The organism is Euzebyella marina, assembly GCF_014855515.1.
Taxonomy (GTDB): domain Bacteria; phylum Bacteroidota; class Bacteroidia; order Flavobacteriales; family Flavobacteriaceae; genus Euzebyella; species Euzebyella marina.
The window spans coordinates 706,133-731,136 of record NZ_JACYFK010000002.1 but is presented as its reverse complement, the minus strand read 5'-3'; the positions used below and the strand labels follow the sequence as shown (position 1 = coordinate 731,136).

Genomic DNA, 25,004 nt, shown 5'->3' with positions numbered 1-25,004 from the left:
AACGTGTCTAAAATACATCAATTTGGGGTCAGCACCTGGTTGTGGCAATCTCCATTTACAACTGAATCTATATCGCTATTTCCTAAAATCAAGGCATTGGGCTATGATTTGGTTGAAATTCCTGTAGAAGACCCTTCATTAATCGACACAAAAGTGGTCAAACAGGCTCTTGAAGACAACGGCCTTTTATCTACCGTTTGTGGGGTTTTCGGCCCTACAAAAGACCTGACCAGCGATGATAAACAGCTTCATGACAATTGCTTTAATTATGTTGAAAAAAGCTTTGAAATATGTGCTGAACTTGGGGTCGACTTTTTAGCCGGACCGATGTACAGTGCCGTCGGAAAGGCTCGTATGGTTTCCGAAGAACAAAAGAAAGCCGAGTGGCATCTAGCGGTCACCAACCTTCAAAAGGTATGCTCTATAGCGAAGGACTATGGCCAGTCTATCGCTTTGGAACCTCTTAATAGATTTGAGTCAGACTTGGTCAATACGGCCGAAGATGTGGTGCGATTGGCCAAAGATATCAATGAACCGAATGCTAAAATATTGTTGGATGGTTTTCATATGACTATTGAAGAGAAAAATATTCGAGAGGCCATTAATATAGTGGGGGATAAGCTTCTTCATGTGCAGGTATCTGAAAACCACAGGGGTATACCTGGTACCGGACTCACGCCTTGGAACGATTTTCAATTGGGCCTTTCAGACATCGGCTATAAAGGAGCTATCGTTATCGAAAGCTTTACCCCAGAGATAAAGGAATTGGCAGGTGCCGTTTGTATTTGGAAAAACCTAGCACCAAGCCAAGATGAATTTGCCTCAGAAGGAATCAAATTTTTAAAAGAAACATTCAAAAATTAAAAGTAGATGAGCACAAAGAAAATAAACGTCGCAATCGTAGGTCTGGGCTTTGGCGCAGAGTTTATACCGATTTACCAGAAGCATCCGAATGCAAATCTTATAGCCATATCACAGCGTAACGAAACCAAACTTAACGCCTTGGCCGATGCTTGTGGTATTGAAAAGCGATATACATCTTACGATGAATTGTTACAAGACCCCGATATTGATGCTGTTCATATAAATACCCCTATTCCTGACCATGGAATTCAGTCTATAAAAGCATTAAAGGCCGGTAAGCATGTAGCTTGTACGGTTCCTATGGCGACCACTCTCGAAGAGTGTGAAGAAATTGTTAGGTTGACCGAAGAAACAGGTTTAACCTATATGATGATGGAAACGGTGGTGTATGCTAGGGAATTTCTATATATGAAAGAGCTTTATGAAAATGGAGAACTGGGAAAAGTACAGTTTTTAAAGGCCAGTCATCAACAAGATATGGACGGATGGCCCAATTATTGGCCCGGGTTACCCCCGATGCATTACGCCACTCACTGTGTGGGCCCTGTTCTAGGCTTGACCAGAGGGCAGGCCGAGTATGTCTCATGTTTTGGTTCAGGTACTATTAGGGAAGAACTAATCGGCCACTACAATTCGCCATTTGCCGTTGAAACTACACACATCAAGTTTAAGGATTCAGATTTGAGCGCTCAGGTTTACCGATCTCTATTCGATGTTGCCAGACAATATCGTGAGAGTTTTGAGGTATATGGTTCTAAGAAATCTGTTGAATGGCCTTTGATAGAAGGAAAGCCATTAGTAGTGCATACGGCTAAAAAACCAGAGCCGGAAATACCCGAGGAAGTTGAAAGTCCTGATTTTGCCAAATTACTTCCCGAAGAGATTCAAAGATTTACCACGCAAGGGGTGTACGATACCGATGATAATCAACATCTCTCTTTTACGCAAGGGGCCGGTCATGGCGGTTCGCACCCTCATTTGGTACATGCCTTTGTCGATGCATTGATTAAAGAAGAGTCACCTTACCCGAATGCGAGACAATCGGCCAATATAACCTGCGTGGGAATTTTGGCCCACGAGTCGGCTTTAAAAGGTGGGGAACTGATGAAGTTACCCGAATTCACCCTATCGTAGAGAATCACTGCTCAATAATTTTTTTCAAGTCGCCTTCCGAAACGGTCAATAAACCCGATTCTGGAAGGCGCTTTGTTAAAGTCTTCCAATTACCATCCGAAGAAAATACATCTTTGAAAATGGGTAGGGCTTCATTTACTTTGCCTCCGTTGGCAAGTGCGATGGCTGTCCAGTATTTCATTTCAAGGTTATCCGGGAACATTTTCTGAGCAGCGCCATACTCCTCTAAGGCTGTTGTCATGTCATTTGCCTCCACCGCCAAATCCCCACGATTCATATGCTCGTAGGCGCGATGAACCTTTAATAGCCGTTCTAATTCTTGTAAAGGCTCTGGGCTATCATCTACCCTTAGGTCTACCTTTTTGTCTTCCCAGGTATTTTCGACCGGTGCTCCGTTTACCACAATAAGTGCGGCAGATTGCTTTCCTCTAATATCACCACCTGCCTCTTGGGCAGCTAGCATCGTTTTGACGACCCTTTCGGCTAGCGGTAAATCTGCATAATCGGTATAGGCTTTGACCATAGCAGGAACCACATTATCGTTCAGCATCATGTTTGCTTGCACTGCAAAATTATTTCCTTCAAAATGTTCAGCGGAAGCAACGCAATTCTTGCCGGTAAATGAAGCCACGTTGCCTTTGTTGTCAACAAAGCCCAGTTGCCTGAAATTTTTTCCTTCATCTTTTGCTGTCAGTATTTCGAGTGCTTGTTTTGCGCTCTTTCCTTCCTGCATAAGAGTTAAACCCTCTGGCCCATAAGCTGGGTTGACAAAAGATTGGGTCGCTACTACACCGACCCCCGATTGGCCCCAGGCCACAATGGTACCAACGGAGAACCAGTGGCTTTGAACACCTACGGCCATTTCTCCGGTAATACTATCTCGCGCAACAATTGAAAAGGTATGGGCAAATTGGTCTTTGTACACACCTTGCGCTTTTATTGCGTTCAATGAAAAAAGGCTTGCGACTAAAAAAACTATAATCTGTAGTGCTTTCATAACGATTTTAATTGTCACTAAGATAATTAATTGACCTGAAGGGGAGTGATGATTGTCAATTCATGCCTACAATTCGACATTTCGGTAATTATAATTTGAAATACAGCGTGAAGTGCCGGTATTTTAGGGCGATTTTAGCGCTCGGAAACAAATTGGAGAATTAAGAAATAGTAAGGCAAAAGGCAGCAAGATAAGTTTTACTAACTTTAGTCGAACCGGGTCAACATTTGTAAAGTCTAGATAGCAGCAAAGTATAATGCAAAAATTCATAAAAGATGTCGGTAGGGCCTTCCTGATCGGAACCCTAATTTTCTTAATCATTTTGGTAGGCTTTTATTTCTCAGGCAAGCTCGAAAGCGGCTTTGATATGCAGCGCATATGGCGAGGTTACTATGAGAATATGATTTTTTCGGTTATTCTCTATTTGGCCAACGTGTACGTCTGGCGTTTTCTCGAAAGCAAATTCGGAAGCAATTTTCGTTCTTTTAGACGATTGTTACTTGGTCTGGCAGGTAATTTCTTGGTGACCCTTATAGGCATATTCGTGGCAAGATCAATAGTGGTGATGGCCTTGCATAATGTATCGATTGGTGAATTTATCAGAGATGAAACATTAAGCGATTATTCAGATTCACTGATTATTTCAGCCGCTGTTCTTGCCCTGTTCTACGGTTTCCATTATTACAAATATAGACAGGAGACCAAGGTTAAAGAACAAAAGATAATAGCAGGTACGGCCTCGGCACAATTTGATGCTTTAAAGAATCAGTTAGACCCCCATTTTTTGTTCAATAGTTTAAATGTATTGACTAGCTTGATTGAAGAAGATCCTAGGCAGGCACAAAAATTTACCACCTCATTGTCAAAAGTTTACCGATATGTACTTGAACAAAAAAATAAAGACTTGATTTTGGTCGATGAAGAACTACAATTCGCCAAAACTTACGTACAGCTCTTGAAGATGAGGTTTGAAGATAGTATTGTTTTTGAAATTCCTGATGCTTCTGAAAATCCCGAGGCGCGCATAGTTCCGTTGTCGTTACAGCTCTTGTTAGAAAATGCGGTTAAACATAATGTGGTGACCTCAAGTAGACCCCTGCATATTAAAGTTTTCGAGAAAAACGGAATGTTGGTGGTATCAAATAACCTACAGGAAAAACAGGTGGTGAAAAAAAGTACAGGAGTGGGGCTACAAAATATACGGCAGCGTTTTGCAGTGCTTACCGATCGCCAAGTGGGCATAGAGAAAAATGATACCCATTTTACGGTATATCTACCAACGTTGGTAAAACAAATCTCTTATATGGCGGAGCAGAAGTCTTATATTGATGAGAAAAGATATAAGAAAGCTAAGCAAAGGGTTGAAAATATTAAATCGTTCTATGGTAACTTGTTCGCCTACGTGGTAATCATTCCTTTTTTGGCGTACTTGAATTATAAGACAACCCCATTCCCTTGGGTGCTTTTTCCGATTTTTGGTTGGGGCTTCGGGTTGACCATTCATGGCATGGCTGCTTTTGGGTACAATCCGTTATGGGGCAAGCAATGGGAAGAAAAGAAGATGCGTGAGTACATGGAGGATGAAAATTTTTAACTCCTTGTTAGGGTTAATTTTAAGGGTCGGTTCTCCAATTCATCCTTCAAAAACTACAATTGAGATAAATTGATTTAGAAATTGAGCAGTGTTGATTCAAATTTGTACTAGAAATAACAACTAAAACAAAAAACAATGGAAGATTTTGAAAAAGAAAGTAGGTACATGAGAGCTAAAGAAAGGGTAGACCATATTAAAAAGTTTTATGCGAGTTTGACTTCTTATATCATAGTCATCAGTTTTTTGGCAGGGCTTAATTACTATCTTGACCAGTGGAGCTATGCTTGGTTTTTATGGCCGGCCTTGGGCTGGGGCATTGGTCTGGTCTTTCAATGGTTGAAAACCTATGATGTGAATCCCTTTTTTGGCCGCAACTGGGAAGAGCGTAAGATAAAGGAGTTTATGCAGGAAGATGAACAAATAAAAAAATGGGAATAAGTATATAGGAAATATACAGATGGAAAACAGGGATAAAAAACTTAGGGCAAAAAAAAGGGTGCAGGCACTCAAATCATTCTACTCACATGCCACGGTGTATTTGGTGATTAATACGTTTATTGTTGGTATGACGGCTTTTATGCGTATGAAAGAGGGAGTAAGCCTAGCTGATTCATTGTTCAGCTTCGAAACGTTCGTTACTCCTTTCTTTTGGGGTATAGGCTTGGCATTTCATGCCGCAAAAGTCTTTTCTTGGAACCCAGTTTTTACCAAGGAGTGGGAAAAAAGGCAGATTGAAAAGTTCATGGAGGAAGATAAAAGGGAGATTGGTAAATACTAATTCCGATAAGGCGACTCAAATGATTAAAGATTCTTCATCGAAATATTCCAGGGCGAAATTAAAAGTTGAACGCATAAAGAAGTTCTATGAGCATGCGTTACTCTTTTTAGTAGTTAATGTTGTTTTATTTTGGTTCAAAGGGGAAATCTTTGCTTTCTTTTTAGACCAAGAAATACACAATAGCGAATTTTACAATTGGCTAGCTTTGAATATTATATTTATTCCGGTAATCTGGGGAGTAATATTGCTAATACATGCCAATTATGCTTTTTTAGGCTCGTCTAAATTTTGGAAAAATAAATTTTCGTAAGCTGATGGTGTTTTTAATTTCATGTATAAATATTTAAATATGAATATTTTAATAATTCTTAAATAAACTTTTAATTTACCTATGTCCAGCCAAGCCTTACGTACTTTAATTATCGAAGATGAAAAACCATCGGCCAGAAGATTATCAAGAATGTTAGATAAATTAGGGGTCGAAGTAACAACTTTGTTGCATTCGGTAAGTGAGTCAATCGAGTGGTTTGAAAAAAACGACCACCCTGATTTAATGTTTTTGGATATTCAATTATCGGATGGGCTTTCATTTGAAATATTCGACCGTGTGCAGGTGAAAAGTGCGATTATATTCACCACGGCTTATGATGAATATGCTTTGCAAGCATTTAAACTTAATAGTATTGATTACTTACTAAAACCAATCGATGAAGATGAGCTTGCAGCTGCGGTGGCTAAATATCAATCGATGAAACCCTCAGCGCCAAAGCTGGCCTTGGATTTTAATGATATCAAAAAGCTATTGGTCAACCCCATTGAAAGGGAATATAAAAAACGTTTTACAGCGAGGGTGGGGCAGCACTTAAAAATCTTAAACGCTGAGGATATAGAGTGTTTTTATAGCGAGAATAAAGGTACTTATGCGGCTACGTCTGATGGTAGAAATTATCTTTTGGACACTACCTTGGAGAATTTGGAGCCCGACCTAGAGCCAAAAGATTTTTTTAGGGTGAGCCGTAAATTTTATATCAATATCAATCACATAAGAGATATCGTATCCTATACTAATTCACGCCTTCAAATCAAGTTAAATCGCTTTTCTGATCAAGAAATTATAGTAAGTCGAGAGCGCGTAAAGGACTTTAAGATTTGGTTGGAGTAGTTTCCTTTAGTCAATTAATATACAGACTATTATTTATTTAAATAGATATTTTCTATAGGTCCTTTTTACCCTTTTGTGGCATTATTTTTCAATGCGGTTGTCATCAAAAGAAGAGGGTAGCAATTTAGGAATGAGTTTGATGAAAATAGGAAGCAATACCGCTCCACCAGGTAGAATGAAAATTGCCAGTGATGGTATACTTTTAAAAATATCGAGAAGTTGGTTTTGTACTTTTTTCTTTTCCTCGGGCGTCAAATCTCTTACTGTTGATTTCGATAATAGAAAGACCAATTCTTTACTCTGGGCAAGTTCACCTTGAAGTCTCTTACTGTTTCTAAGAATAAGTTTTTTGACCACTTTGGCCATACTGTCATAAAACTGCACAGCTAAATTCGAGTCCTTTAAAAAGGGTACCGAGCGCGAATTGATTTTAAAAAAATGCTGTACCTCTTTTAGTGATTGCCTAATAGCTTCTTCGGTAAACCCTAAATCTTTTCCAAATCCAAAAACGAATTCCGATTCTTGATACTCTAAAGATTTGTCCTCCCAAACGGTCAAACAGGCGATATCAAGAAAGTATTGATTTTCCCAGACCGAAGTATTGCCCAAAAGCTTTTCACGATACATTCCGTCAAAATTTTTGGCATCACTTTCAATAAAGGTTAAGGAAGAGGCAAATAGCTGAGCTAGCCGTTCGTCACTTTTATTTTTTTCTTTTGAATTAAGTGCGTGATAAGTGATGTTGATGGTGAGATACTCCAAACGTTGGGCTTCTTCGCGAATGCCGGATGCATTCGATAGAAATTCCTTAAACAGGAGAACATCAATAAAGAGTAGCGAATTCGTTATAAAACTGCTAAATGTTTTTCCGACAATATTATCCTCTAGATACACTCGAGAATCTATCAAAACCTCTAGCTGGGCAGAGGTTTTTTTACCAATCAAGATTTTATGAAAAAAAGAACTATTGTCTACTTTTAGTTCTTGATAGAATTTAAACAGCTTGGTGATGAATTGATGAAAATCTGTTTTTTTAGATTCTATTTTATATGTGCCATATAGCGCGGTCAGCAAGTTCACCTTAGCCATTTCATCTTCTGAGAGGCTGTGCTGTGTATTGATAAAATTAGGTATGCCCGTATTTATGCCGTAAACAAAACCGAAGGTTTTTAGGGCTTCATATAATGATTGATAATCATTATAAAGTGGTGGTTCGCTCTGAACAATGAAACCGAATTTATCTATCCAGCCGTTCGCTGAAGGGTTCATGGGGCTTAATTTAGAGGGGCCAAATTACTACAAAATCAGTTACTACAGCAGATATTTACTTCGTTTTGAGCTTTACCGCATTATTACTCGCATAGTTTTCGAGATTAGTATTTTTAGGCGATAAAATGATTTTCTTCCTCATTTTTGATTCCCTTCGCTGAACTTTCATAAGAACATCTTTTTTGCTATTAACAGTTTTTTAACCCTGAAAACCAAACCCTTGTGATTTAACTACGTAGGTAATTATGAATTGCAGGCCTATTATCCGTGATTGTTCAAAGAGCCGGACTAGGGTAAACAAGGGTTAGAAGATTTTGTGAAGAGAGTTTGCCTCTGGCAACCATCATAATTAGGATTCTGGATATAGCTTAGCAATCTATGAAGAAGAGAGGGAGGATGGTTTATATCGTCCTCCCTTAATTCGATAGAACAGGTTGTAAGGGAATAACGAGAACTATAAAAAATGAAAATTAAAATGAAATACTTCGTAGGTATTTTGCTGCTTATGGGTATTATTTCTTCATGTAGTAATACTGACCGTCGAACTATTACCGATAGTAACGATTATGACAGGTTTTTGACCTCTACTACTGCTAATAAAGTCTCCAGAGCTTTTGAACTATGGAGCTCAAAAGCAAAGGAAGATAGTACACAGCTAATGAGTTTTGGTATAATAGGCGGTGAGTACAGTCGTTTTTTTCAAAATACGGGAGATATCAAATACCTGAAAAAAGCCGAAGCCGTGCTAACCAAGGCGGTTGACAACGCTGCGACCGGTAAGTCAGGCTACTTTCGGTCATTGGCCAGGAACTATATAGCGCAACATAGGTTTATGGAAGCTTTGGTTATGGCAGATTCGGCCAGGGCGACCAAAAAAGGAACAAGACAAAGCCGAATTCTACTCTTCGATGTGCACATGGAACTTGGCAACTATCAGACTGCCGAAAAATACCTGGATAGTATTCAAGATGTAGAGGACTTCGCCCAACTGGTCCGTTTGGCCAAGTGGAATGATTATAAGGGAGACTTAAGTCGTACCATCAAATTCATGGAAGAAGCCATGGACAAGGCCGAAGATTCTAAAAATAAGTCGCTTCAACTATGGTCGTATACCCAACTGGCCGATTATTACGGTCACGCCAAGAAAATCGAAAAATCTTATGAGCTCTATTTAAAAGCTTTGACTATCGACCCCGCAAATGCCAATGCCAAAAAGGGAATTGCTTGGATAGTTTTTTCACATGAAAACCGCCCTCGTGAGGCCATGAGAATTTTGGATTCTGTAACCAAGAAATATAAATCACCCGATTTCTTTCTTTTAAAGGCTGAAATCGCTGATTATATGGGTGATGATTTGCAAAGCTTATCAAACCTAGATATGTATTTTAAATTGGTAAGTAATCCTGATTATGGCAATATGTACAACACGTTAAATGTTGCCATTTACCTTCATGAGACTGGCGAGTATGAGAAGGCACTTCGCTTGGCGAAGAAAGAAGTTCAAAACCGACCTACTCCGGAAGCATATAGTCTATTGGCCTATAGTTATCTGAAGAAAGGGGATTACAAACAGGCCCTTGACATAATTGAAAGAGAAATTGAGGGCAAAACCTTTGACCCGGAAATTTTATTTTATGCTGCCGAAATATATAAGGCAACGGGTCAATATCAAAAAGTTGGTAAGATCAAACGTCAATTAAAAAATGCAATTTTCGAATTAGGACCTCTGTACGAGCAGAGTATAGCGAATTTGTAACTAATTGTGTAAGATATAATTTACTATTTTTTAAGGGTGTTTTTTATGAATTATCTAATTTTCTGTAGCACAGAGTTTTTTTAAACAAAAAGGTGTGTTTTATTGTGAATTTTTTAACTTTTGAATAGGATAGTTTTCTCAGTATTGCTATGTTTATAATCCCAAAAACAAAAAATTGCTGAATTTGAAATACTGAAAATTTTAGATTGTAACTGAACTTTAACCTAATAGTTCCCCTAAATTAATAGAGTTATGGAGTACGTTCTTTTTGTGATTTGGCTTTCTTGCATGCTAATGCTATGCTTGAAGGTGGTTAATGCACGCAGAGGACTTCGAAAAGTTCTAAAGGCTAAAAAGTAGAACTTTTCTCTTTACTAAAATTGAGCAATTGGCGGTAGCCAACTTTGCTTATTTCTCAATAAAAACTTCTTTGAGACAGCCATTTGTGCGTCTTAAGCGAATTTCTGGATTAGAAAACTTCCTTTTCTCCTAAAAACCATCCAATCGGTAAATAAGTTATTGCTGTTGAACGCTTGCGTTAACGTATCAAGCCATAAATTGATTCTTTCGCGTCTCTACGAGCCAAATAAAGCCTTTAGTTTTGTGTTCTAACTTAATGAGTTAAGCTTATTCAAAAGGAATCTTATTTGTATATGCAGTTAAAGACCAAACTTCAATTTTTATTTTTCATCTCTTTATATTCATTAGCATCGTTCGGTCAAGGTAATACCACAAACGATTCCTTGGTCAAAAATTTAAAAATATCGGCTTTTCCGGTAGCTTTTTACACTCCCGAGACGGCCTTTGGCTTCGGTGGTCTTGGTATTGGTAATTTTTGGCTGCGCGGTGAAAGTAAAGAGACAAGGCCATCTTCCATACAGCTCGGTCTCAGTTACACTACTAAAAATCAAATTCTGGCCCACATGCCCTTTGAGTTTTATAAAGATGAAGAGCGCTGGAGATTGCTAGGTGAAGTAGGTTTTTATAAATATTTCTATAATTTTTACGGTGTTGGTATCAATACACCTGAAGAAAATGAAGAAACGTATGAAGTAACTTTTCCTAGGGTAAGATTATCGCTATTGCGCGAAGTGGTACCCAATCTTTCTATTGGGGTTGGTTATGAACTCGACGGCTTTAGCAATCTTAAGATAGAGGAGGGCGGTACTTTGGAAGCGTCTGATGTACCTGGAAAAGGAGATGGAACCGTGTCTAACGTTGGCATCTTGGCTTTTTATGACACTAGGGATAATATCTTTTTCCCGACCAAGGGCTTTTATATTCAAGGTAATTTCTTCACTTCATCAAAGTTGTTGGGATCCAGTTTTAATTACAACAAGTTTGAACTTGACAATCGGTTTTACCAAAAAGTTGGTAAAGAACAGGTTATTGCCGCTAATTTATTTTTAGCGAATAGTAGTGAGAACACACCGTTCTATGATCTTTACTATTTAGGTTCTAAAAGGTCAAGAGGTATCAATAATAGGCGTTTTCAAGATAATGCCGAATTGAGTTTTGCCCTGGAATACAGATTTCCGATTGCCGGAAGGTTCGGAGGTGCTGCTTTCGGTTCTACCGGAACTGTAGCTCCCGATTTGGGTGAAGCGTTATCTTCCGTGTATAAACCGGCCGCAGGTGTGGGTATTAGATATATTATCAACAAGCGTGACGGAGTTCGTATTCGCGCTGATTACGGTATGTCGGCCGAAGGCGGTAATTTCTACTTTACCATCAAGGAAGCGTTCTGATAAATCTTTAATTGTTTATTAAAGAGTTGTCCAGTTATCCAAATCCAAGGTCCAATCATAATTCTTATAATCTATATCTATTCCATTTGTAGTTGGAATAATTTTTTGCTGATTAAGAATGTCTAAAACACCATCTTTACCTCCAAAATCGCCCCTGAACCAGTTGAAGAGCGAGGTAACCTTTACTTCCTTATCCTTAGCATTGTAAGTTGATGTCTTCTTTAGATAGTTTTTGGTATTTTCCTTTAGTTGCTCTTCAAGCCTCTTTGGGGTATATATCGCTACCGGCGGACAATCTTTGGCGCCGCAATTAAGGGCGAAGTGAATACGATAATCGGTATTTTCAACTCGCAACTTTCGCTCAAAATCATCTGGAAACCATTTTCGAACATACCCGAGGCCTAGTTCCCACTGAGATTTTCGAATAATGCCATGCTCAATCTTTGCGAACGAAACCATTTCACCGGCAATGGGTAATTGCTCTTCTTTAAAAAAGCTTTGTCGGTCTTCATATTTCTTAGGGTTTTCGGACAAAATTACTTGTATGTAGGCGTTATAGATATTAATCCAAAAAGCAAGCTTCTGCTCGTCAGATTTAAGATTTTTTTCTAATTCTTCAATGGAAGTATTATAGAGAAGAGCCCTGACTTCATTGGTGCTTTTTCCACTTTTGATGTCTTCCAAAAATTTCTCCGAAACTGTGTTCCAGTCCACTTTGCTATCCTGATACCTCTTGTCTATGAGGCCATCATTAGACATGGGATTATGAAGGAAAAGAATCAGCAGATAAAAGCACAGCAATCTCATAAAGATGTTTTTAAAATTGTATCATTGTTACTTACGCAAAAGCTTGGATAAGGTTTGTCTTGGATTTTTTGCGAAAGCTAACATTTATAGCGTTTTTACAATTGTTTTACTTATTCCTTGGAATTTTAAGGAATCAAAACTACCCCTATAAGAATGGTCAGTATCATTATTCCTGCACATAATGAAGAACAGAATCTACAGAAACTTGTACCGCATATTTTAAGCCGTTCTACGAACCACGATTTTGAGATTATAATTGTTCTCTCTGCAACAAATAATGATTCTTCCCATCAACTTAAATTTAATGAAAAAGTGACTGTTATCAGTTCGCTTTCAAAAGGGCGTGCTGTGCAGATGAATTATGGGGCAAAGGTAGCCAGAGGCTCGATTTTGGCATTCTTGCATGCTGATGTTATTCCACCCGATGATTTTGTAACCGATATGAATAAAGCCATTAGTAATGGCTTTTTAGCCGGGTTTTTCTCGTATCGTTTTGATAGTCCAAGCCGGCTACTGGCCATAAACGCATCTTTTACATCAAATGACGGAATTTTTACAGGCGGAGGCGACCAGTGCCTGTTCATTCAACGTGCCACTTTTGAGAAACTGGGTGGTTTCGATGATTCGCAGGTAATTATGGAAGATTTTGAAATCTTTAGAAGAATAAAAGGAAATCAAATACCCTATAAAATCATTAAAAACGACCTGTTGGTATCTGCTAGAAAATACGACCGTAACTCATACCTAAAAGTTAATTTGAGCAATCTTGTATTGTTGATTCTCTTTAAATTTCATTTCCCCTCCCAAAAAATTAAAACTTTACATAATTTTCTTATTCGACCGGTATCTTGAAAAGATAGGGACGGTTTTGATTAATCCTGCTTTTAGTTGGAAGTCTTCAGACTTTTCAGAATAGTACCCAATAAAAAAAGCCCAGGTTAAAATAACCCGGACTTTTCGCTTTCGCCTTTATTAAAATTTTTATGAAGAGGAAACGGCACCCAGTGTATATAATTGTTCTAGGTTCGGCGTTTCGCTACCACCAGCCGGTTCTAAGGTTATACCAAAGGCCTCAGATTCATTAGGATTGTTCAAAATAAATATTTTGTTATCGTCGGTTTCAAACTCTTCAAGTAGACCCATGCTTGTAGGGGTCAATGGATCCAGTTTTAACGACCAGACTTGGTACACCATGCCATCAGGTGGCTCAGGCAAACCTTGGGCATCGATGAATACTTTGTTTTCACGCTTGTTCCAATAGGCTTTGGCATACGACTCAGGTGAAACTTCTTGTCCACCGAGTGATATCACGGCAACATCTTTATCGCGAAGGTCGTTCAATAACTCTTCAGTATTTGCCAAAGAGCCTCTGGCCTCAAAAATCTGCTGCTCGAGTACTTGGTTTTGTTCTTCAACAACTTTTACGTCAGACTTTAACTCATTATTCTGCGTGTATAGCCAGAATAAGCCCAGACCAAGTAAAATAGCTGCTGCCCAACCAGTGTATGCTGCCCAGTTTGTTTTTTCTTCTTTTGGCATCTGAACTACCTTGGTCGCTTTGCGCTCGCCGATTCGAACTCTTATATCTTCGAATCCTTTAGGTAGCATCAACTGTGGTGATACCGATTTGGTCAATTTTAAGATGGCATCTTCGATTGCCAAAATTTCTTTTTTAATCTCAGGGTACTTTTGAGCATTTTGGTACACCTCAAAATTCTCCTCCTCAGAGAGAACCCCGGCAACATATAACTCTAAAATACCTGATTCTATGTACTTTTCTACTTCCATCCTACAGTAATATTTTCCCTCAACTTAGAAATACAACTTCTGTTTCTGGTCTTAACGGTACCTAAAGGAATGTCTAACTGTTTTGAGGTTTCCTTTTGTGTGTACCCCTTGAAATAGAGCATCTCGATAATCTCAAGACATTTCTGTTTCAAGTCTAAGACCATTGCTTTTAATGCGGAGATATCGATAGGGTTTTCATCTTTTTCCTCGATGTCATCCGCTCTGTTCAAAATACCTACGAAGTAGTCGGCACTAAGGTTTTTTTTCTGGTTTTTATAGGATTTTGAGCGCACTTTATCGATCGCCGCGTTGCGAGCAATGTTCAACACCCATGTAAAAAACCTTCCTTTTGAAGGGTTGTAGGTTTCTGCATTGTGCCAAACCTTTGTAAAAACGTCTTGACAAATCTCTTCGGCCATATACTTGTCGCGTACTACAACGTGAATGGCTCCGCAGATGTTCTCCCAATACATGCCATATAATTGCTCGAAGGCCATGACATCTTTTCTTTGGAAACGTTTTACTAGTTCATCTAAATCCATATAAGGAGTTTAAGGGAGAGTTTAAATATAGGAAGAAAACGCCTATTGAAAGGCGTTTTCTTTTTTAGAAGTATTATTTGGCGATAGGGGTACAGGCAACGCGTGCACCTGCATCACCACTAGGCTGACTCGTATAATCGTCAGTACCTTGATGTACAATTACGGCCTTACCGATGATGTTCTTATTCTCATCATCACAGCCCATACACCATTCATCGGTTTCAAAATCTACGGTGGCGTTACCATCTTCGTCAGCAACAAAATTTCCTATGTCGCCTTTATGATACCCTTTTTCATCACCCCATTTTCCGTGAGGTTGATCGGTAGGGTTCCAATGCCCTCCGGCAGATTTTCCGTCATGGGCCGAACAATCGGCCGTTTCGTGCAGGTGTATGGCATGGTCTCCTTGAGATAAACCAGTAAATATAGCTTTCATTTTAACCTCACCATCTTCTTCGGTAAAGGTAACCTCCCCTTTAACGTCACTGTCACTAGCCGAATTCATCGCCAAGGTCAACGTATTGCCCATAGCATCTGCTTTCATTTCACTGGCAGTTTCCTCCATTTTTTCCATTTCGTTCTGCATGGCGTCACCTGCTTCTTCTGATTCTTTTTTTACTTCTTTACAGCTTGCTAGGGCGATAAGACCTGCTGCAAGAAATGTGATTTTTATTCGATTCATAGTTGTTATGTTTTTGGTATTAAATCGAAATGTAATAAGAAAAGAAGTCGCATTCAAACAATACAACGATATGTGATAGTATTATAATTATTTGCGTCAAAAATGAAGTCAAAACAAAAGTCCCGAACTGTTAGGTTCGGGACTTGCTATGCAATGAAGTGTATTTTCTATTTTTTATCGAACAAAACTTCGGCGTGTACGGCGACCTCGCTCCACGTTTTGCTAACACCGTCTTTACCTGTATGAAGGGCCTCGCAGGCCTTGTTGATTGATTCGACGGCGGAAAGGGCGTTCCAATTGCTCAGGTCCATCACCCCATCAAAGGTTATTGCAGTATCGGAAACCATTTTATGGGTTAGGGGTATGTTGGCCGTTTCTCCATTCAAAGTAACATCAATAGAACTTTGGCCACTACCATCTGATTTGAAAACGCCAGATATTAATTCGGTATTGGTCATAGCCCCAAAAAAGAACTCTAAGATTTTCGGGTCTCTAGTGCCAGTGGCGTCATTCGTGAACAAACTGCTTACCGGAATGCCGAATTCAGTGCCGTTCAATGCTTCCATTGGTGTGGCCCCAGAAGGATTGTTCTTAATTTCAATCTCTTTAAATTGCCCACCTACAGGTAATTTCTCAGTCGTTTTATAAGCGGTGAAACTCACCTTGGTCGAGTCGGCTACCAAAGAGAACTGCTCTGACGATTCTACATTTTCCGATTCTGAACTATTTTCTTTTTTAGTCTCTTTACAACTAGAGGCAATCAGTAGAAGAGCTACTGCAAAAAATCCGATTTTTTTCATTTTGTTTTATTGGTTTAGTTAGTGTCAAATTTACTTATAAAGCATTTCTTTTAATAGCAATCCTCTTAATCTTGTCCATTTTTCTTGAATAAGTTACTCAGGTCGGGATTATAAAAGACGGCAATTTGCAGACGGTCGTAATGCGCCGAAGGAAAGTGGTTTTTCAAATAGCCCACTTGGGTACTTAAGTTATGGGTGATATTAATGCCCAAAGCACCGTAAAGTCTATTTTGCCCGAAAACCTCGTCTTGAAGGTTCAAGAAAATCTCATCATAAAAGTTCAGAAAAAATATATCTGTTAAAGGAAGGGTGACCTGTAGCCTATATCTCGCCCTATGTTGAGTATCGTTTCTGTCGCCAAAATCGATAAAGCGTTGTTCAAGTCGGTAGCGATGTTCGAAATTAAACTCCCCGACTTGGTTTTTTAATATGAACTGTTCGAAAATTCGATGCTCAATAGAATTAATCTCATCGGTAAATTCTTCAAAAGTACCGTCGGTGGTTATATGACCGTAACCTAAAGTGGCAATGGCATTTTCATTAATATGGTAATTGGCACCGGTACGTAAAAGTAGTTGGTTGAAGTTTTTACCGTTCTCATAATAACGTAATTGTGCTTCAGTATGAAGGCTCCATTTTTCAGAGAGTTTGTTGGTGCCAAAGTACATATGCCAAGACCCTAATTTGTCTTCTCCGTTTTGGGCAAATGCCTGAGCTGAAATAAAAAGTAAAGTAAATAGTATTAATAAATTCTTCATAATGAAGATGAATGGTTTTTTAGGAGCCTAAAAATAGGCATTTATACATCGGTCAATAACTTATTGATTGTTAAGGCAAACCTAAAATTTAAGTTCTGCCAAGAAACATCGCATACAGAACATCGATTTATCTCGAACTTCCGTTTCTATATTTGATGTTTAGCGCACTATGTTCAATAATTTCTCTGATTCTTTTTTGCCTGGTGGCCTCTCTCTTCGCTTGGTTCAGCCAATATAGGTAGCCTTTTCTTTGGCTTCGGGTGAAGTTCTCAAAGTTCTTTAAAGCCTTCTCGTTCTTAGAGAATGCTTTCTTTAAATCATCGGGCAAGATTCCGTTTTCTACATCGTCTAATTCAGACCACGAGCCATTTTTCTTTGCTATTTCAATAGATTTTAATCCCGTTTGGTGCATTAGGTTATTGGCAATCAATTCTTCTATATGCTGCTTGTTTACTCTGCTCCAAACACTTTTCGCTTTTCTCCTACAAAAGTATTGTCTGCGTTTACCATCTCCAAGGCTTTTGACAGTACTGTCGATCCAGCCGTAACATAGAGCCACACGAACAGCTTCTTCCCACCTCATACTTTCATTTTCATGGTCCACTTTATAGAAGATAAGGTAGATACCAGATTCTTGTGTATGGTTTACATGCAGCCAATCGCGCCATTCATCTGAATTCTTAAAATAAAATTCTTTCATGTTTTGTAATTCGATTACGAAATTCTCAAAATATCCTTTAAAAATACCATTTTGCCCTAAAAAACTTGGGGGTTTAGATTGTGAATCCTTACTTTTAGAGATTGTATTAAACTATCAACAATTCAACATCAACATGAAAAAAATTACTCTTGCCCTCTTGGTAATTTTGGGATTGACCCTTGCCAATTGTGGAAACAAAAGGGAAGGTAAACCCAAGGTACTGGTTTTCTCAAAAACCATGGGCTTTAAGCATGCATCGATACCAGATGGTATTGCGGCCATTCAAAAACTAGGTTCTGAAAACGGTTTTGAGGTAGATACTACCAAAAACTCTGAACTTTTTAATGAAGATAACCTCAAGCAATATTCGGCCATTATTTTTCTTAGTACCACAATGAATGTTCTTGATCATAAGCAAGAAGCGGCTTTTGAACGTTATATTCAATCAGGTGGCGGGTTTGTTGGCGTACACGCCGCTACAGATACCGAGTATGATTGGGGTTGGTACAATAAATTGGTAGGGGCACAGTTTGTGTCGCATCCTGCCGGCACCCCTGAAGCAGACTTTATTATTACCGATAAGAATTTTATTGCAACCAAACACTTTACCGATTCTGTTTGGCACCGAAGCGATGAAATTTACAATTACAAGCGCATTAACCCCGATGTGCATGTGGTCATGAGAGTTGATGAATCGACCTATGAAGGCGGTTTGAATGGAGATAACCACCCCTTTGCATGGTATCATGAATATGATGGCGGTAGAGCCTTTTACACCGGCGCCGGGCATACTTCAGAGAGCTATTCCGAAGATTTGTTCCTCAAGCATCTCTTAGGCGGAATTGAATATGCCATAGGAGAAAATAATAATCTTGATTACTCGAAGGCCACCACGCAACTTCCTCCAGACGCGAATAGGTTTACCAAGGTCGAACTTGTTGGTGGTGAGTTTTTTGAGCCTACCGAAATGACGGTTCTTCCAAATCATGATGTTCTTATTGCCCAGCGTAGGGGCGAAATCATGCATTTTAATTCAGAAACCGAAGAGTTAAAGCAAGTAGCTAAATTAGATGTGTATTTTAAAACATTGAACACCCCTGGCGTTAATGCTGAAGAAGGGGTGATGGGGCTTCAGAAAGACCCTGACTATGCCAATAACAATTGGGTTTATGTTTATTATGCGCCAACCGGAGACCAGTGGGTAAACAGATTGTCTAGATTCAAATATAAAGATGGCAATTTTGATATGGCCTCTGAACAAGTTATTCTAGATATTGAATCGCAACGTGAAATCTGCTGCCATACCGGAGGTTCGATTGCTTTCGGAGGCGATGGCTTGTTGTACCTTTCAACCGGTGATAACTCGACACCATTTAATGAAAAAGGGGTTCAATATGTAAATAGCGGTTTTGCCCCGTTGAACGATTTACCTGACCATGAGCAGTATGATGCCAGAAGGTCATCGGGTAATACAAACGACCTTCGCGGAAAAATTCTTAGAGTAAGGGTTAAGGAAGATGGAACTTACGATATACCGGAGGGCAATTTGTTTCCTGTTGGAACAGATAAAACAAGGCCGGAAATTTATACCATGGGCCATCGTAACCCTTACAGAATTTCTGTAGACCCTAAAAAGGGGCATTTGTTCTGGGGTGAGGTTGGCCCTGATGCTGCCAATGACTCTTTAGATACTAGGGGGCCGCGTGGTTATGACGAAATGAATTTGGCCACCGAGCCAGGCAATTATGGTTGGCCACTTTTTATAGGTAACAATTATGCTTACCGTGATTATAATTATGAAACCGGTGAAAGTGGTGAGGCCTTCAATCCTGAAAAACCTATTAACGACTCGAAGTTCAATACAGGTTTAAAAGAACTTCCTCCAACAAAGCCGGCCTATATCTATTATCCGTATGCAGAAACCTCTGAGTTTCCCCAAGTCGGTAGTGGCGGGCGTAATGCCATGGCGGGGCCTACTTACTATTCCGATATGTTTACTGACGGTGGAGGTCTTCCTGATTACTATGATGGAAAGACCATTATTTATGAATGGATGCGTGGGTGGATGATGGCCGTATCCCTTTTTGAAGACGGCACCTTTAACAAAATGGAACCATTTGCTTCTGATATCAAATTGAGAAATCTGATAGATATGGAATTGGGTCCTGATGGAAAAATATATCTATTGGAGTACGGTAGCGGATGGTTCTCTCAAAATGACGATTCAGGTCTGAGCTTTATTGAATATAATGGTGGAAACAGACCGCCAATGATCGATAATCTTATGGTAAACCATGACACCGGAAAGGTTCCTTTTGAAATTACTGCTGAAGTAAAAGCTGAAGATTTAGAAGGTGATGCCGTTTCTTATCTATGGAATTTAGGTAATGGAGAGACCAAAGAGACCCAAGAACCGAAACTAACCTATACGTACAATAGTAACGGAGAGTATAAAATATCAGTTGAAGTGAAAGATGATAAAGGGGCCAGTGCCGTGAGCGAATCTTCCACAGTAATCGCGGGCAATTCTAGACCTCAAATTTCGATTGATTTGCAAGGCGGCAATTCGACCTTCTTTATCAAGGGTACGCCCATTAAGTATAAGGTTACGGTGACCGACCCCGATGGTAATGACGATATAGATCCTAACAACGTTTTTGTTTCGGTAGATTATATGGAAGGTCTTGATCAAGTAAATCAGTCGCAAGGCCATCAAGAGGTTTCTGCTTCTGTTACAGGTAAAGCACTGACCCAAGGTATGGATTGTAAGGCTTGTCATAAAGAAGGAGAAAAATCAATAGGGCCAAGCTATAAGGATATTGCTGAGAAGTATAAAAATGATAGAGGCGCAAGCCGGTATATACAAAAGAAGATCGTATCAGGCGGATCTGGTGTTTGGGGCGAAGCTGCGATGGCGGCTCATCCTAACATTACCGAAGATGAAACTAGACAGATTGCCGCTTACATACTTTCGTTGGCCGATTCCGGAAAATTAGAGAAATCGTTGCCACTAGAGGGAACTATAATGCCAGAACCTACAGGTAGTGATAACGCAATGATTCTAACCGCTAGCTATACGGATAAAGGTATTAATGGAGTTAAACCTTTAACAGGTGTTCAATCGGTAGCTTTACAGGGCAGTACAGTACCCTTTAGTGAGGCAACAAAGGCTAAAGGGTTTTCACCAGTAGCTTTTGGAGGTATGAACCTATTACTATTACCCGAGGACGAAGGCTGGTTTGCTTTAGAAAATATTGACCTTAAGGGTGTCAACAGTGCTATGGTAACTGCCGGATGGCAAGAGGCACCAAAGGCAGGTATTGAAGTAGAACTTCACTTAAACTCACCTGATGGTGAGCTCTTGGGCAAAGGAAGCATGCCTACCCCTCAAGCGGGTCAACCTGGCGGCGCGATTTTAATTCCTTTAAACAAAGAGATGGATGTAAAGGCCGATGAACTTTATTTCGTATATAAACCTAAGGAAGGAGAGGCTCCGGGCCAAATGGCGGTTACAGGAGTGAAATTTGCTGGCAGATAATTTATTCTCAACTCAATCTATAACTATAAAGGCCGATGTTACATCGGCCTTTATTATTTTATGAATGTAAGAATCGTTATTTTTTGGAAATATCCTGAACATTAACATAGTAATCCCTGTCAACAGTAATTTTTGATTCCTTTTCCGAAGTAGCAAGTTTCATTTGTTGCCACTCTGTGGTAGGGTTAACAGTAACCTTTTTATCCCCAATGTTTAGTTCAAGAGGCATTGTGAAGCCATCGATAACTTGACTATAGCGATACTTGATTCCCTCAGGGGTCATCTGATATTCAAAATTGGGAATGTTAGCGGTACGCAAATATTGGTCGAATACTTTCGACAAATCAATCCCTGACTTATCAATTATATAATTCTCGATTTGCTGGGTTGTCACCGTACTGTGATAGAATTCTTTGTTGAGCCCACGAAGTATTTGACGCCATTTTTCATCATCACCAATTATCTGCCTAATAGTGTGCAACATATTGGCGCCTTTGTAATACATATCACCACTTCCTCTGTGGTTCACATCGTATTTGCCTATGATAGGCTTGTCATTCTGAATGTTTGCGCGTGTTCCGATTACGTAATCGGCCGAAGCCTCCTTACCATAATAATAGTCAATGAATAAGTTTTCGGAGTAAGCCGTGAAGCCTTCATGAACCCACATGTCGGCAATATCTTTGTAAGTAATATTGTTCGCAAACCATTCGTGACCGGCCTCGTGAATTATAATGAAATCGAACTTTAGACCCCATCCGGTACCCGATAAATCTCTGCCAAGATACCCCATTTTGTATTGATTGCCATAGGTCACCGAGCTTTGGTGCTCCATACCCAAGTAGGGTACTTCTACCAACTTAAAACCATCTTCATAAAAAGGGTAGGGGCCGAACCAATGCTCAAATGCTTCCATCATTTTTGGCGCATCTTTAAAATGTTCTTTGGCTTTCTCAAGATTGTAGGGCAACACATAATAGTCCATTTGAAGAGCACCCTTTTCGCCTTGATATTTTTCTTCAAAGTGAACGTAATCAGCAATGTTGATATTCACCCCGTAGTTATTGATGGGGTTTTTGACGAACCATTCATAGGTGTTGCTGTTTTCATCTACCGCCCTCAATTGACCATTTGAAACATCCATCAAACCCTTAGGGGCCTTAACCCTGATCTTCATGCTGTCGACTTCATCGTACATATGGTCTTTATTGGGCCACCAAACGCTGGCACCTAAACCTTGATTTGAAGTTGCTATAAATTCTTTGCCATTATTGTCTTTTTTCCAAGAGAAACCACCATCCCATGGCGCTCTCACCGCTTCTCTCGGATGCCCTGAAAAGTATACTTTTACCTCTTTGAACTCACCCTTATTTTGTTTCTTTTTTAATTGAACGAAATGGGCATTGCCATCATGCTCTACCTTGAGTTCGGCCCCATCTTGCTCGACCTTATCAATTTTCATCGGAGGCTGCAAATCAATTTGCATTACTTTTTGGGGCTCTAAAACTTCATAACGAATCAGATTGGAACCTTTTATTGACTTATTCGTTGGATTTACATCGACATATAGGTCGTAATAATTAAGGTTCCACCATTCTCTTTCTGGGGTAATACTGCCGCGTAAGGTATCTTGCTGCGTAAACTCTTGAGATGTAGCTATGATTGTTGTAAGTGCACCACAAAAGGCTAAGAAATATTTCATCAAATAAATTTTTGATGTCAAGATACTTCAATTTTGCAACACGGGCAGCGTTCTCAACTGAACAGGATATAAACACACCAGAATGAACCCGAACTTTTAATAGATGAACCTATTCAAAAGAGCCCTTACATTTTTAATACTTTCAACGTAATACCGTGCATTGGTTTTTTGTCTACCGACCTTTACGGTAACGGCATCCTCAGGAAGTTCCATAAACATAAATTCATCCGTCCAATCGTCGCCAATTGCAAATGAAAAGTCATAGTCTTTTTCAGCGTACATGCGCATGGCCGCCCGACCTTTGTTCACATTACTGCTTTTAATTTCCATGACCTTATTACCGTTCAGAACACTTAAATCGTCGGTACCGATCAGACTGGTAAGCACGGTGTTGAGTTCGCTGGCTCTTTTCTGGCCAAAATCAGGATCGGTATTTCTATAATGCCATGCAAGAGAATAGTTTTTTTCTTCTATAAAACTTCCTGGAGTTCGGTCGACAAACGATTCGAGTACCGGCAGAATTTTTTCCATCCAATCTTTCTTGACCTTTTCCAACATTTTGAACTCTTCACCATGCTGTGAAATCCACACGCCATGTTCCACAATCATATTGTATTTTTTATGCAAGAACCACTTGGTAAAGGTCTCTTTGTCACGACCGCTTATAAGAAACATGTCGGTATTCTCTTGGTTGGCCAAGGTATCAAGCAAGTCATAAAGCTCATCATCTGGGGCAGCCTTTTGCGGGTCTTTATGAAAGCCGGCCAGGGTGCCATCATAATCAATAAAAAGAAGTCTTTTGCTCGAATTTTTGTAATTATCTACAATGGTATCCATTAGATCGACAGACAGCTTTCTGGCCACATGGCTGAAATCTTTTCCTTTTTGGTCTAATAGAGAATCCATAAAATCGTTCGCCCATTTCTCTACGTTATACCGTTCCAATCTTTTTTGCAGAATAGAATTACGTTCTCTTTGCTCTTCTTTAGGCATGGTAATAGCCTCTTTAAGAGCGTCGGCCGTTTGCTCAAAGTTGTTGGGGTTGACCAGCATAGCTTCGTTCATCTCGTTGGCCGATCCTGCCATCTCACTTAAGATGAGAACCCCCGTTTGGTCAGTTCTTGTCGCGATGTATTCTTTGGCCACCAAGTTCATACCATCTCTAATAGGTGTCAACCAAGCAATATCGCACGATGTATACAGGTCGATAAGGTTTTCAAAGGGCATGGAGCGATAGAAGTACCAAATGGGCGTCCAGCTTACTGTTGAAAACTCCCCATTAATTCGGCCCACCAATTCATCGATTTCTCTCTTGAGCAATTGATATTGGGGTACGTTTGAACGGGAAGGTACCGCCAAAATAATCAAGCGTACTTTTTCTTTGTATTGCGGGTATTTATTCAAAAAGTACTCAAATGCGTACAGTCTTTTAGCTATGCCCTTGGTGTAATCAAGTCTGTCAATCGAAAGAAAGAACTTAGCTTCTTTGTCGGCATCTTTGTGTTTATTGAGTCTTCGTTGTAATTCAGATTGATTTTCCGGCTGGTTCTTTTTATTCTCTTTGGCAGCCTCATTGAATTTTTTGTAATCGATACCCATCGGAAAAGAGTCGACTTTGATGACCCTATCATCCATATAAATATCATTGAAACTCACATCGAGCCCCAACAATCTTCTAACAGAACTCAAAAAGTGCCTTTCATAATCATAAGTGTGAAAACCGATTAAGTCCGAACCCAAAAGACCTTCAAGAATTTTCTCCCGCCATGGCAATGTTCTAAAAATCTCAAACGAAGGAAAAGGTATATGCAAAAAGAACCCGATGGATATATCGGGCTTTTTCTCTCTTACCATTTGGGGTACTAACATCAACTGATAATCATGAACCCAGATGGTATCGTCATCATCTGCGGCTTCCAAAATCGCATCCGCGAATTTTTGGTTTACCTTTTTATAGATGTCCCAGTTTTTGAGTTCAAATTCAGAATACTCAAGAAAATAGTGAAATAAGGGCCAAATAGTTCTGTTACTAAAGCCGAAATAAAAGCCATCTACTTCACTGGAGGTCAAATTCACTTTTGACGACCCATGCTCTTTTAATGCCTTGTCAATTTTTGGAGCCAGTTCGTCCGGTATTTCTTCATCCGTTAGTCCGCTCCAGCCAATCCATAAACTATCCCCTCCTGAGTGAACTGATTTCATTCCTGTAGCCAATCCGCCAACACTGGGAATAGCTGTTATTTCACCGTTGCTGATTTGTAACTGAACAGGTAGTCTGTTTGAGATTATGATAGTTTTGCCCATAAATTGGTTTTTTTGCTTTGTTTTGATGTTTATTTCTCTAAATTTCGTGAAAAAGATGGCCAATAACAATTCAGGGGCCGT

General features: G+C 39.5%; 22 protein-coding genes. 11 read left to right on the top strand and 11 right to left on the bottom strand.

The genetic code is table 11. The features are described 5' to 3' along the window. The first annotated feature begins 3 nt into the window (after positions 1 to 3). The gene (locus IL356_RS12035; protein ID WP_121848771.1) at positions 4 to 864 is read left to right on the top strand and encodes a sugar phosphate isomerase/epimerase family protein; all 861 of its coding nucleotides are present in this window, start codon (positions 4 to 6) and stop codon (positions 862 to 864) included. Positions 865 to 870: 6 nt separating this feature from the next. Beyond that, positions 871 to 1,998: a Gfo/Idh/MocA family oxidoreductase gene (locus IL356_RS12030; RefSeq protein ID WP_121848772.1), complete on the top strand. Its 1,128-nt coding sequence runs from the start codon at positions 871 to 873 to the stop codon at positions 1,996 to 1,998. A 4-nt stretch (positions 1,999 to 2,002) separates the two neighbouring features. On the opposite strand, the gene IL356_RS12025 is transcribed toward IL356_RS12030, so the two are convergent. Further along, positions 2,003 to 2,995: a DUF1028 domain-containing protein gene (locus IL356_RS12025; protein WP_121848773.1), complete on the bottom strand. Its 993-nt coding sequence runs from the start codon at positions 2,993 to 2,995 to the stop codon at positions 2,003 to 2,005. Positions 2,996 to 3,251: 256 nt separating this feature from the next. Between IL356_RS12025 and IL356_RS12020 the strand changes: the two genes are divergently transcribed. The 5 genes from IL356_RS12020 to IL356_RS12000 all read left to right on the top strand — a co-directional run bounded on the left by IL356_RS12020 (position 3,252) and on the right by IL356_RS12000 (position 6,529). Next, the gene (locus IL356_RS12020) at positions 3,252 to 4,589 is read left to right on the top strand and encodes a 2TM domain-containing protein (RefSeq protein ID WP_121848774.1); all 1,338 of its coding nucleotides are present in this window, start codon (positions 3,252 to 3,254) and stop codon (positions 4,587 to 4,589) included. A 135-nt stretch (positions 4,590 to 4,724) separates the two neighbouring features. Further along, positions 4,725 to 5,027, top strand: a complete 303-nt coding sequence (locus IL356_RS12015; protein ID WP_121848775.1) for a 2TM domain-containing protein — start codon at positions 4,725 to 4,727, stop codon at positions 5,025 to 5,027. Positions 5,028 to 5,046: 19 nt separating this feature from the next. After that, positions 5,047 to 5,367, top strand: a complete 321-nt coding sequence (locus IL356_RS12010) for a 2TM domain-containing protein (protein WP_121848776.1) — start codon at positions 5,047 to 5,049, stop codon at positions 5,365 to 5,367. Further along, a complete protein-coding gene (locus IL356_RS20325) occupies positions 5,261 to 5,677 on the top strand; it encodes a 2TM domain-containing protein (RefSeq protein WP_121850686.1) in 417 nt (138 codons plus the stop codon). Before IL356_RS12010 ends, IL356_RS20325 begins: the two co-directional genes overlap by 107 nt. A gap of 81 nt (positions 5,678 to 5,758) precedes the next feature. Next, positions 5,759 to 6,529 carry a LytR/AlgR family response regulator transcription factor gene (locus IL356_RS12000; RefSeq protein WP_121848777.1) on the top strand — a complete coding sequence of 257 codons (771 nt, stop codon included), beginning with the start codon at positions 5,759 to 5,761 and terminating at the stop codon, positions 6,527 to 6,529. Between the two features lie 81 nt (positions 6,530 to 6,610). On the opposite strand, the gene IL356_RS11995 is transcribed toward IL356_RS12000, so the two are convergent. Then, entirely contained in the window at positions 6,611 to 7,798 is a 1,188-nt protein-coding gene (locus IL356_RS11995) for an LETM1-related biofilm-associated protein (RefSeq protein WP_121848778.1), read from the bottom strand. A 475-nt stretch (positions 7,799 to 8,273) separates the two neighbouring features. Here IL356_RS11995 and IL356_RS11990 point away from each other — a divergent pair, with 475 nt between their 5' ends. Then, positions 8,274 to 9,554 carry a CDC27 family protein gene (locus tag IL356_RS11990; RefSeq protein WP_121848779.1) on the top strand — a complete coding sequence of 427 codons (1,281 nt, stop codon included), beginning with the start codon at positions 8,274 to 8,276 and terminating at the stop codon, positions 9,552 to 9,554. A 653-nt stretch (positions 9,555 to 10,207) separates the two neighbouring features. Beyond that, the gene (locus IL356_RS11985; RefSeq protein WP_121848780.1) at positions 10,208 to 11,302 is read left to right on the top strand and encodes a BamA/TamA family outer membrane protein; all 1,095 of its coding nucleotides are present in this window, start codon (positions 10,208 to 10,210) and stop codon (positions 11,300 to 11,302) included. An 18-nt stretch (positions 11,303 to 11,320) separates the two neighbouring features. On the opposite strand, the gene IL356_RS11980 is transcribed toward IL356_RS11985, so the two are convergent. Next, positions 11,321 to 12,109 (bottom strand): DUF547 domain-containing protein, encoded by a 789-nt coding sequence (locus IL356_RS11980; protein WP_225621474.1) that lies wholly within the window; start codon positions 12,107 to 12,109, stop codon positions 11,321 to 11,323. Between the two features lie 153 nt (positions 12,110 to 12,262). Between IL356_RS11980 and IL356_RS11975 the strand changes: the two genes are divergently transcribed. After that, a complete protein-coding gene (locus tag IL356_RS11975) occupies positions 12,263 to 12,961 on the top strand; it encodes a TIGR04283 family arsenosugar biosynthesis glycosyltransferase (RefSeq protein ID WP_121848782.1) in 699 nt (232 codons plus the stop codon). A 129-nt stretch (positions 12,962 to 13,090) separates the two neighbouring features. Here IL356_RS11975 and IL356_RS11970 read toward each other — a convergent pair whose 3' ends face one another. From IL356_RS11970 to IL356_RS11945, 6 genes are all read right to left on the bottom strand, one after another. Further along, on the bottom strand, positions 13,091 to 13,897 hold the full coding sequence (locus IL356_RS11970) for an anti-sigma factor (RefSeq protein WP_121848783.1): 807 nt from the start codon (positions 13,895 to 13,897) through the stop codon (positions 13,091 to 13,093). Then, complete coding sequence (locus IL356_RS11965; RefSeq protein WP_121848784.1) at positions 13,888 to 14,439, bottom strand: RNA polymerase sigma factor; 552 nt, start codon at positions 14,437 to 14,439, stop codon at positions 13,888 to 13,890. The genes IL356_RS11970 and IL356_RS11965 overlap by 10 nt, the downstream gene beginning before the upstream one ends. 73 nt (positions 14,440 to 14,512) lie before the next feature. Next, complete coding sequence (locus IL356_RS11960; RefSeq protein WP_121848785.1) at positions 14,513 to 15,121, bottom strand: superoxide dismutase family protein; 609 nt, start codon at positions 15,119 to 15,121, stop codon at positions 14,513 to 14,515. 167 nt (positions 15,122 to 15,288) lie between these two features. Next, positions 15,289 to 15,921, bottom strand: a complete 633-nt coding sequence (locus IL356_RS11955; protein ID WP_121848786.1) for a hypothetical protein — start codon at positions 15,919 to 15,921, stop codon at positions 15,289 to 15,291. Positions 15,922 to 15,986: 65 nt separating this feature from the next. Beyond that, positions 15,987 to 16,679, bottom strand: coding sequence for a DUF2490 domain-containing protein (locus tag IL356_RS11950; RefSeq protein ID WP_121848787.1), 693 nt, complete (start codon positions 16,677 to 16,679; stop codon positions 15,987 to 15,989). Positions 16,680 to 16,806: 127 nt separating this feature from the next. Next, the gene (locus IL356_RS11945; RefSeq protein WP_121848788.1) at positions 16,807 to 17,379 is read right to left on the bottom strand and encodes a YdeI/OmpD-associated family protein; all 573 of its coding nucleotides are present in this window, start codon (positions 17,377 to 17,379) and stop codon (positions 16,807 to 16,809) included. A 133-nt stretch (positions 17,380 to 17,512) separates the two neighbouring features. Here IL356_RS11945 and IL356_RS11940 point away from each other — a divergent pair, with 133 nt between their 5' ends. After that, a complete protein-coding gene (locus IL356_RS11940) occupies positions 17,513 to 20,917 on the top strand; it encodes a ThuA domain-containing protein (RefSeq protein ID WP_121850687.1) in 3,405 nt (1,134 codons plus the stop codon). 76 nt (positions 20,918 to 20,993) lie between these two features. Here the strand turns inward: IL356_RS11940 and IL356_RS11935 are convergent, their stop codons facing one another. Together IL356_RS11935 and IL356_RS11930 are read right to left on the bottom strand one after the other, a co-directional pair. Beyond that, complete coding sequence (locus IL356_RS11935; protein WP_121848789.1) at positions 20,994 to 22,619, bottom strand: M1 family metallopeptidase; 1,626 nt, start codon at positions 22,617 to 22,619, stop codon at positions 20,994 to 20,996. A gap of 96 nt (positions 22,620 to 22,715) precedes the next feature. Continuing rightward, positions 22,716 to 24,923 carry a bifunctional alpha,alpha-trehalose-phosphate synthase (UDP-forming)/trehalose-phosphatase gene (locus IL356_RS11930; protein WP_121850688.1) on the bottom strand — a complete coding sequence of 736 codons (2,208 nt, stop codon included), beginning with the start codon at positions 24,921 to 24,923 and terminating at the stop codon, positions 22,716 to 22,718. Between the last annotated feature and the right edge of the window lie 81 nt (positions 24,924 to 25,004).

Excerpts from the sequence above, each read along its gene's own strand:
- IL356_RS12030 (WP_121848772.1), top strand. The coding sequence starts at position 871 with ATGAGCACAAAGAAAATAAACGTCGCAATCGTAGGTCTGGGCTTTGGC.
- IL356_RS12025 (WP_121848773.1), bottom strand. The coding sequence starts at position 2,995 with ATGAAAGCACTACAGATTATAGTTTTTTTAGTCGCAAGCCTTTTTTCA.
- IL356_RS12020 (WP_121848774.1), top strand. The coding sequence starts at position 3,252 with ATGCAAAAATTCATAAAAGATGTCGGTAGGGCCTTCCTGATCGGAACC.
- IL356_RS12015 (WP_121848775.1), top strand. The coding sequence starts at position 4,725 with ATGGAAGATTTTGAAAAAGAAAGTAGGTACATGAGAGCTAAAGAAAGG.
- IL356_RS12010 (WP_121848776.1), top strand. The coding sequence starts at position 5,047 with ATGGAAAACAGGGATAAAAAACTTAGGGCAAAAAAAAGGGTGCAGGCA.
- IL356_RS20325 (WP_121850686.1), top strand. The coding sequence starts at position 5,261 with ATGCCGCAAAAGTCTTTTCTTGGAACCCAGTTTTTACCAAGGAGTGGG.
- IL356_RS12000 (WP_121848777.1), top strand. The coding sequence starts at position 5,759 with ATGTCCAGCCAAGCCTTACGTACTTTAATTATCGAAGATGAAAAACCA.
- IL356_RS11995 (WP_121848778.1), bottom strand. The coding sequence starts at position 7,798 with ATGAACCCTTCAGCGAACGGCTGGATAGATAAATTCGGTTTCATTGTT.
- IL356_RS11990 (WP_121848779.1), top strand. The coding sequence starts at position 8,274 with ATGAAATACTTCGTAGGTATTTTGCTGCTTATGGGTATTATTTCTTCA.
- IL356_RS11985 (WP_121848780.1), top strand. The coding sequence starts at position 10,208 with ATGCAGTTAAAGACCAAACTTCAATTTTTATTTTTCATCTCTTTATAT.
- IL356_RS11980 (WP_225621474.1), bottom strand. The coding sequence starts at position 12,109 with ATGAGATTGCTGTGCTTTTATCTGCTGATTCTTTTCCTTCATAATCCC.
- IL356_RS11975 (WP_121848782.1), top strand. The coding sequence starts at position 12,263 with ATGGTCAGTATCATTATTCCTGCACATAATGAAGAACAGAATCTACAG.
- IL356_RS11970 (WP_121848783.1), bottom strand. The coding sequence starts at position 13,897 with ATGGAAGTAGAAAAGTACATAGAATCAGGTATTTTAGAGTTATATGTT.
- IL356_RS11965 (WP_121848784.1), bottom strand. The coding sequence starts at position 14,439 with ATGGATTTAGATGAACTAGTAAAACGTTTCCAAAGAAAAGATGTCATG.
- IL356_RS11960 (WP_121848785.1), bottom strand. The coding sequence starts at position 15,121 with ATGAATCGAATAAAAATCACATTTCTTGCAGCAGGTCTTATCGCCCTA.
- IL356_RS11955 (WP_121848786.1), bottom strand. The coding sequence starts at position 15,921 with ATGAAAAAAATCGGATTTTTTGCAGTAGCTCTTCTACTGATTGCCTCT.
- IL356_RS11950 (WP_121848787.1), bottom strand. The coding sequence starts at position 16,679 with ATGAAGAATTTATTAATACTATTTACTTTACTTTTTATTTCAGCTCAG.
- IL356_RS11945 (WP_121848788.1), bottom strand. The coding sequence starts at position 17,379 with ATGAAAGAATTTTATTTTAAGAATTCAGATGAATGGCGCGATTGGCTG.
- IL356_RS11940 (WP_121850687.1), top strand. The coding sequence starts at position 17,513 with ATGAAAAAAATTACTCTTGCCCTCTTGGTAATTTTGGGATTGACCCTT.
- IL356_RS11935 (WP_121848789.1), bottom strand. The coding sequence starts at position 22,619 with ATGAAATATTTCTTAGCCTTTTGTGGTGCACTTACAACAATCATAGCT.
- IL356_RS11930 (WP_121850688.1), bottom strand. The coding sequence starts at position 24,923 with ATGGGCAAAACTATCATAATCTCAAACAGACTACCTGTTCAGTTACAA.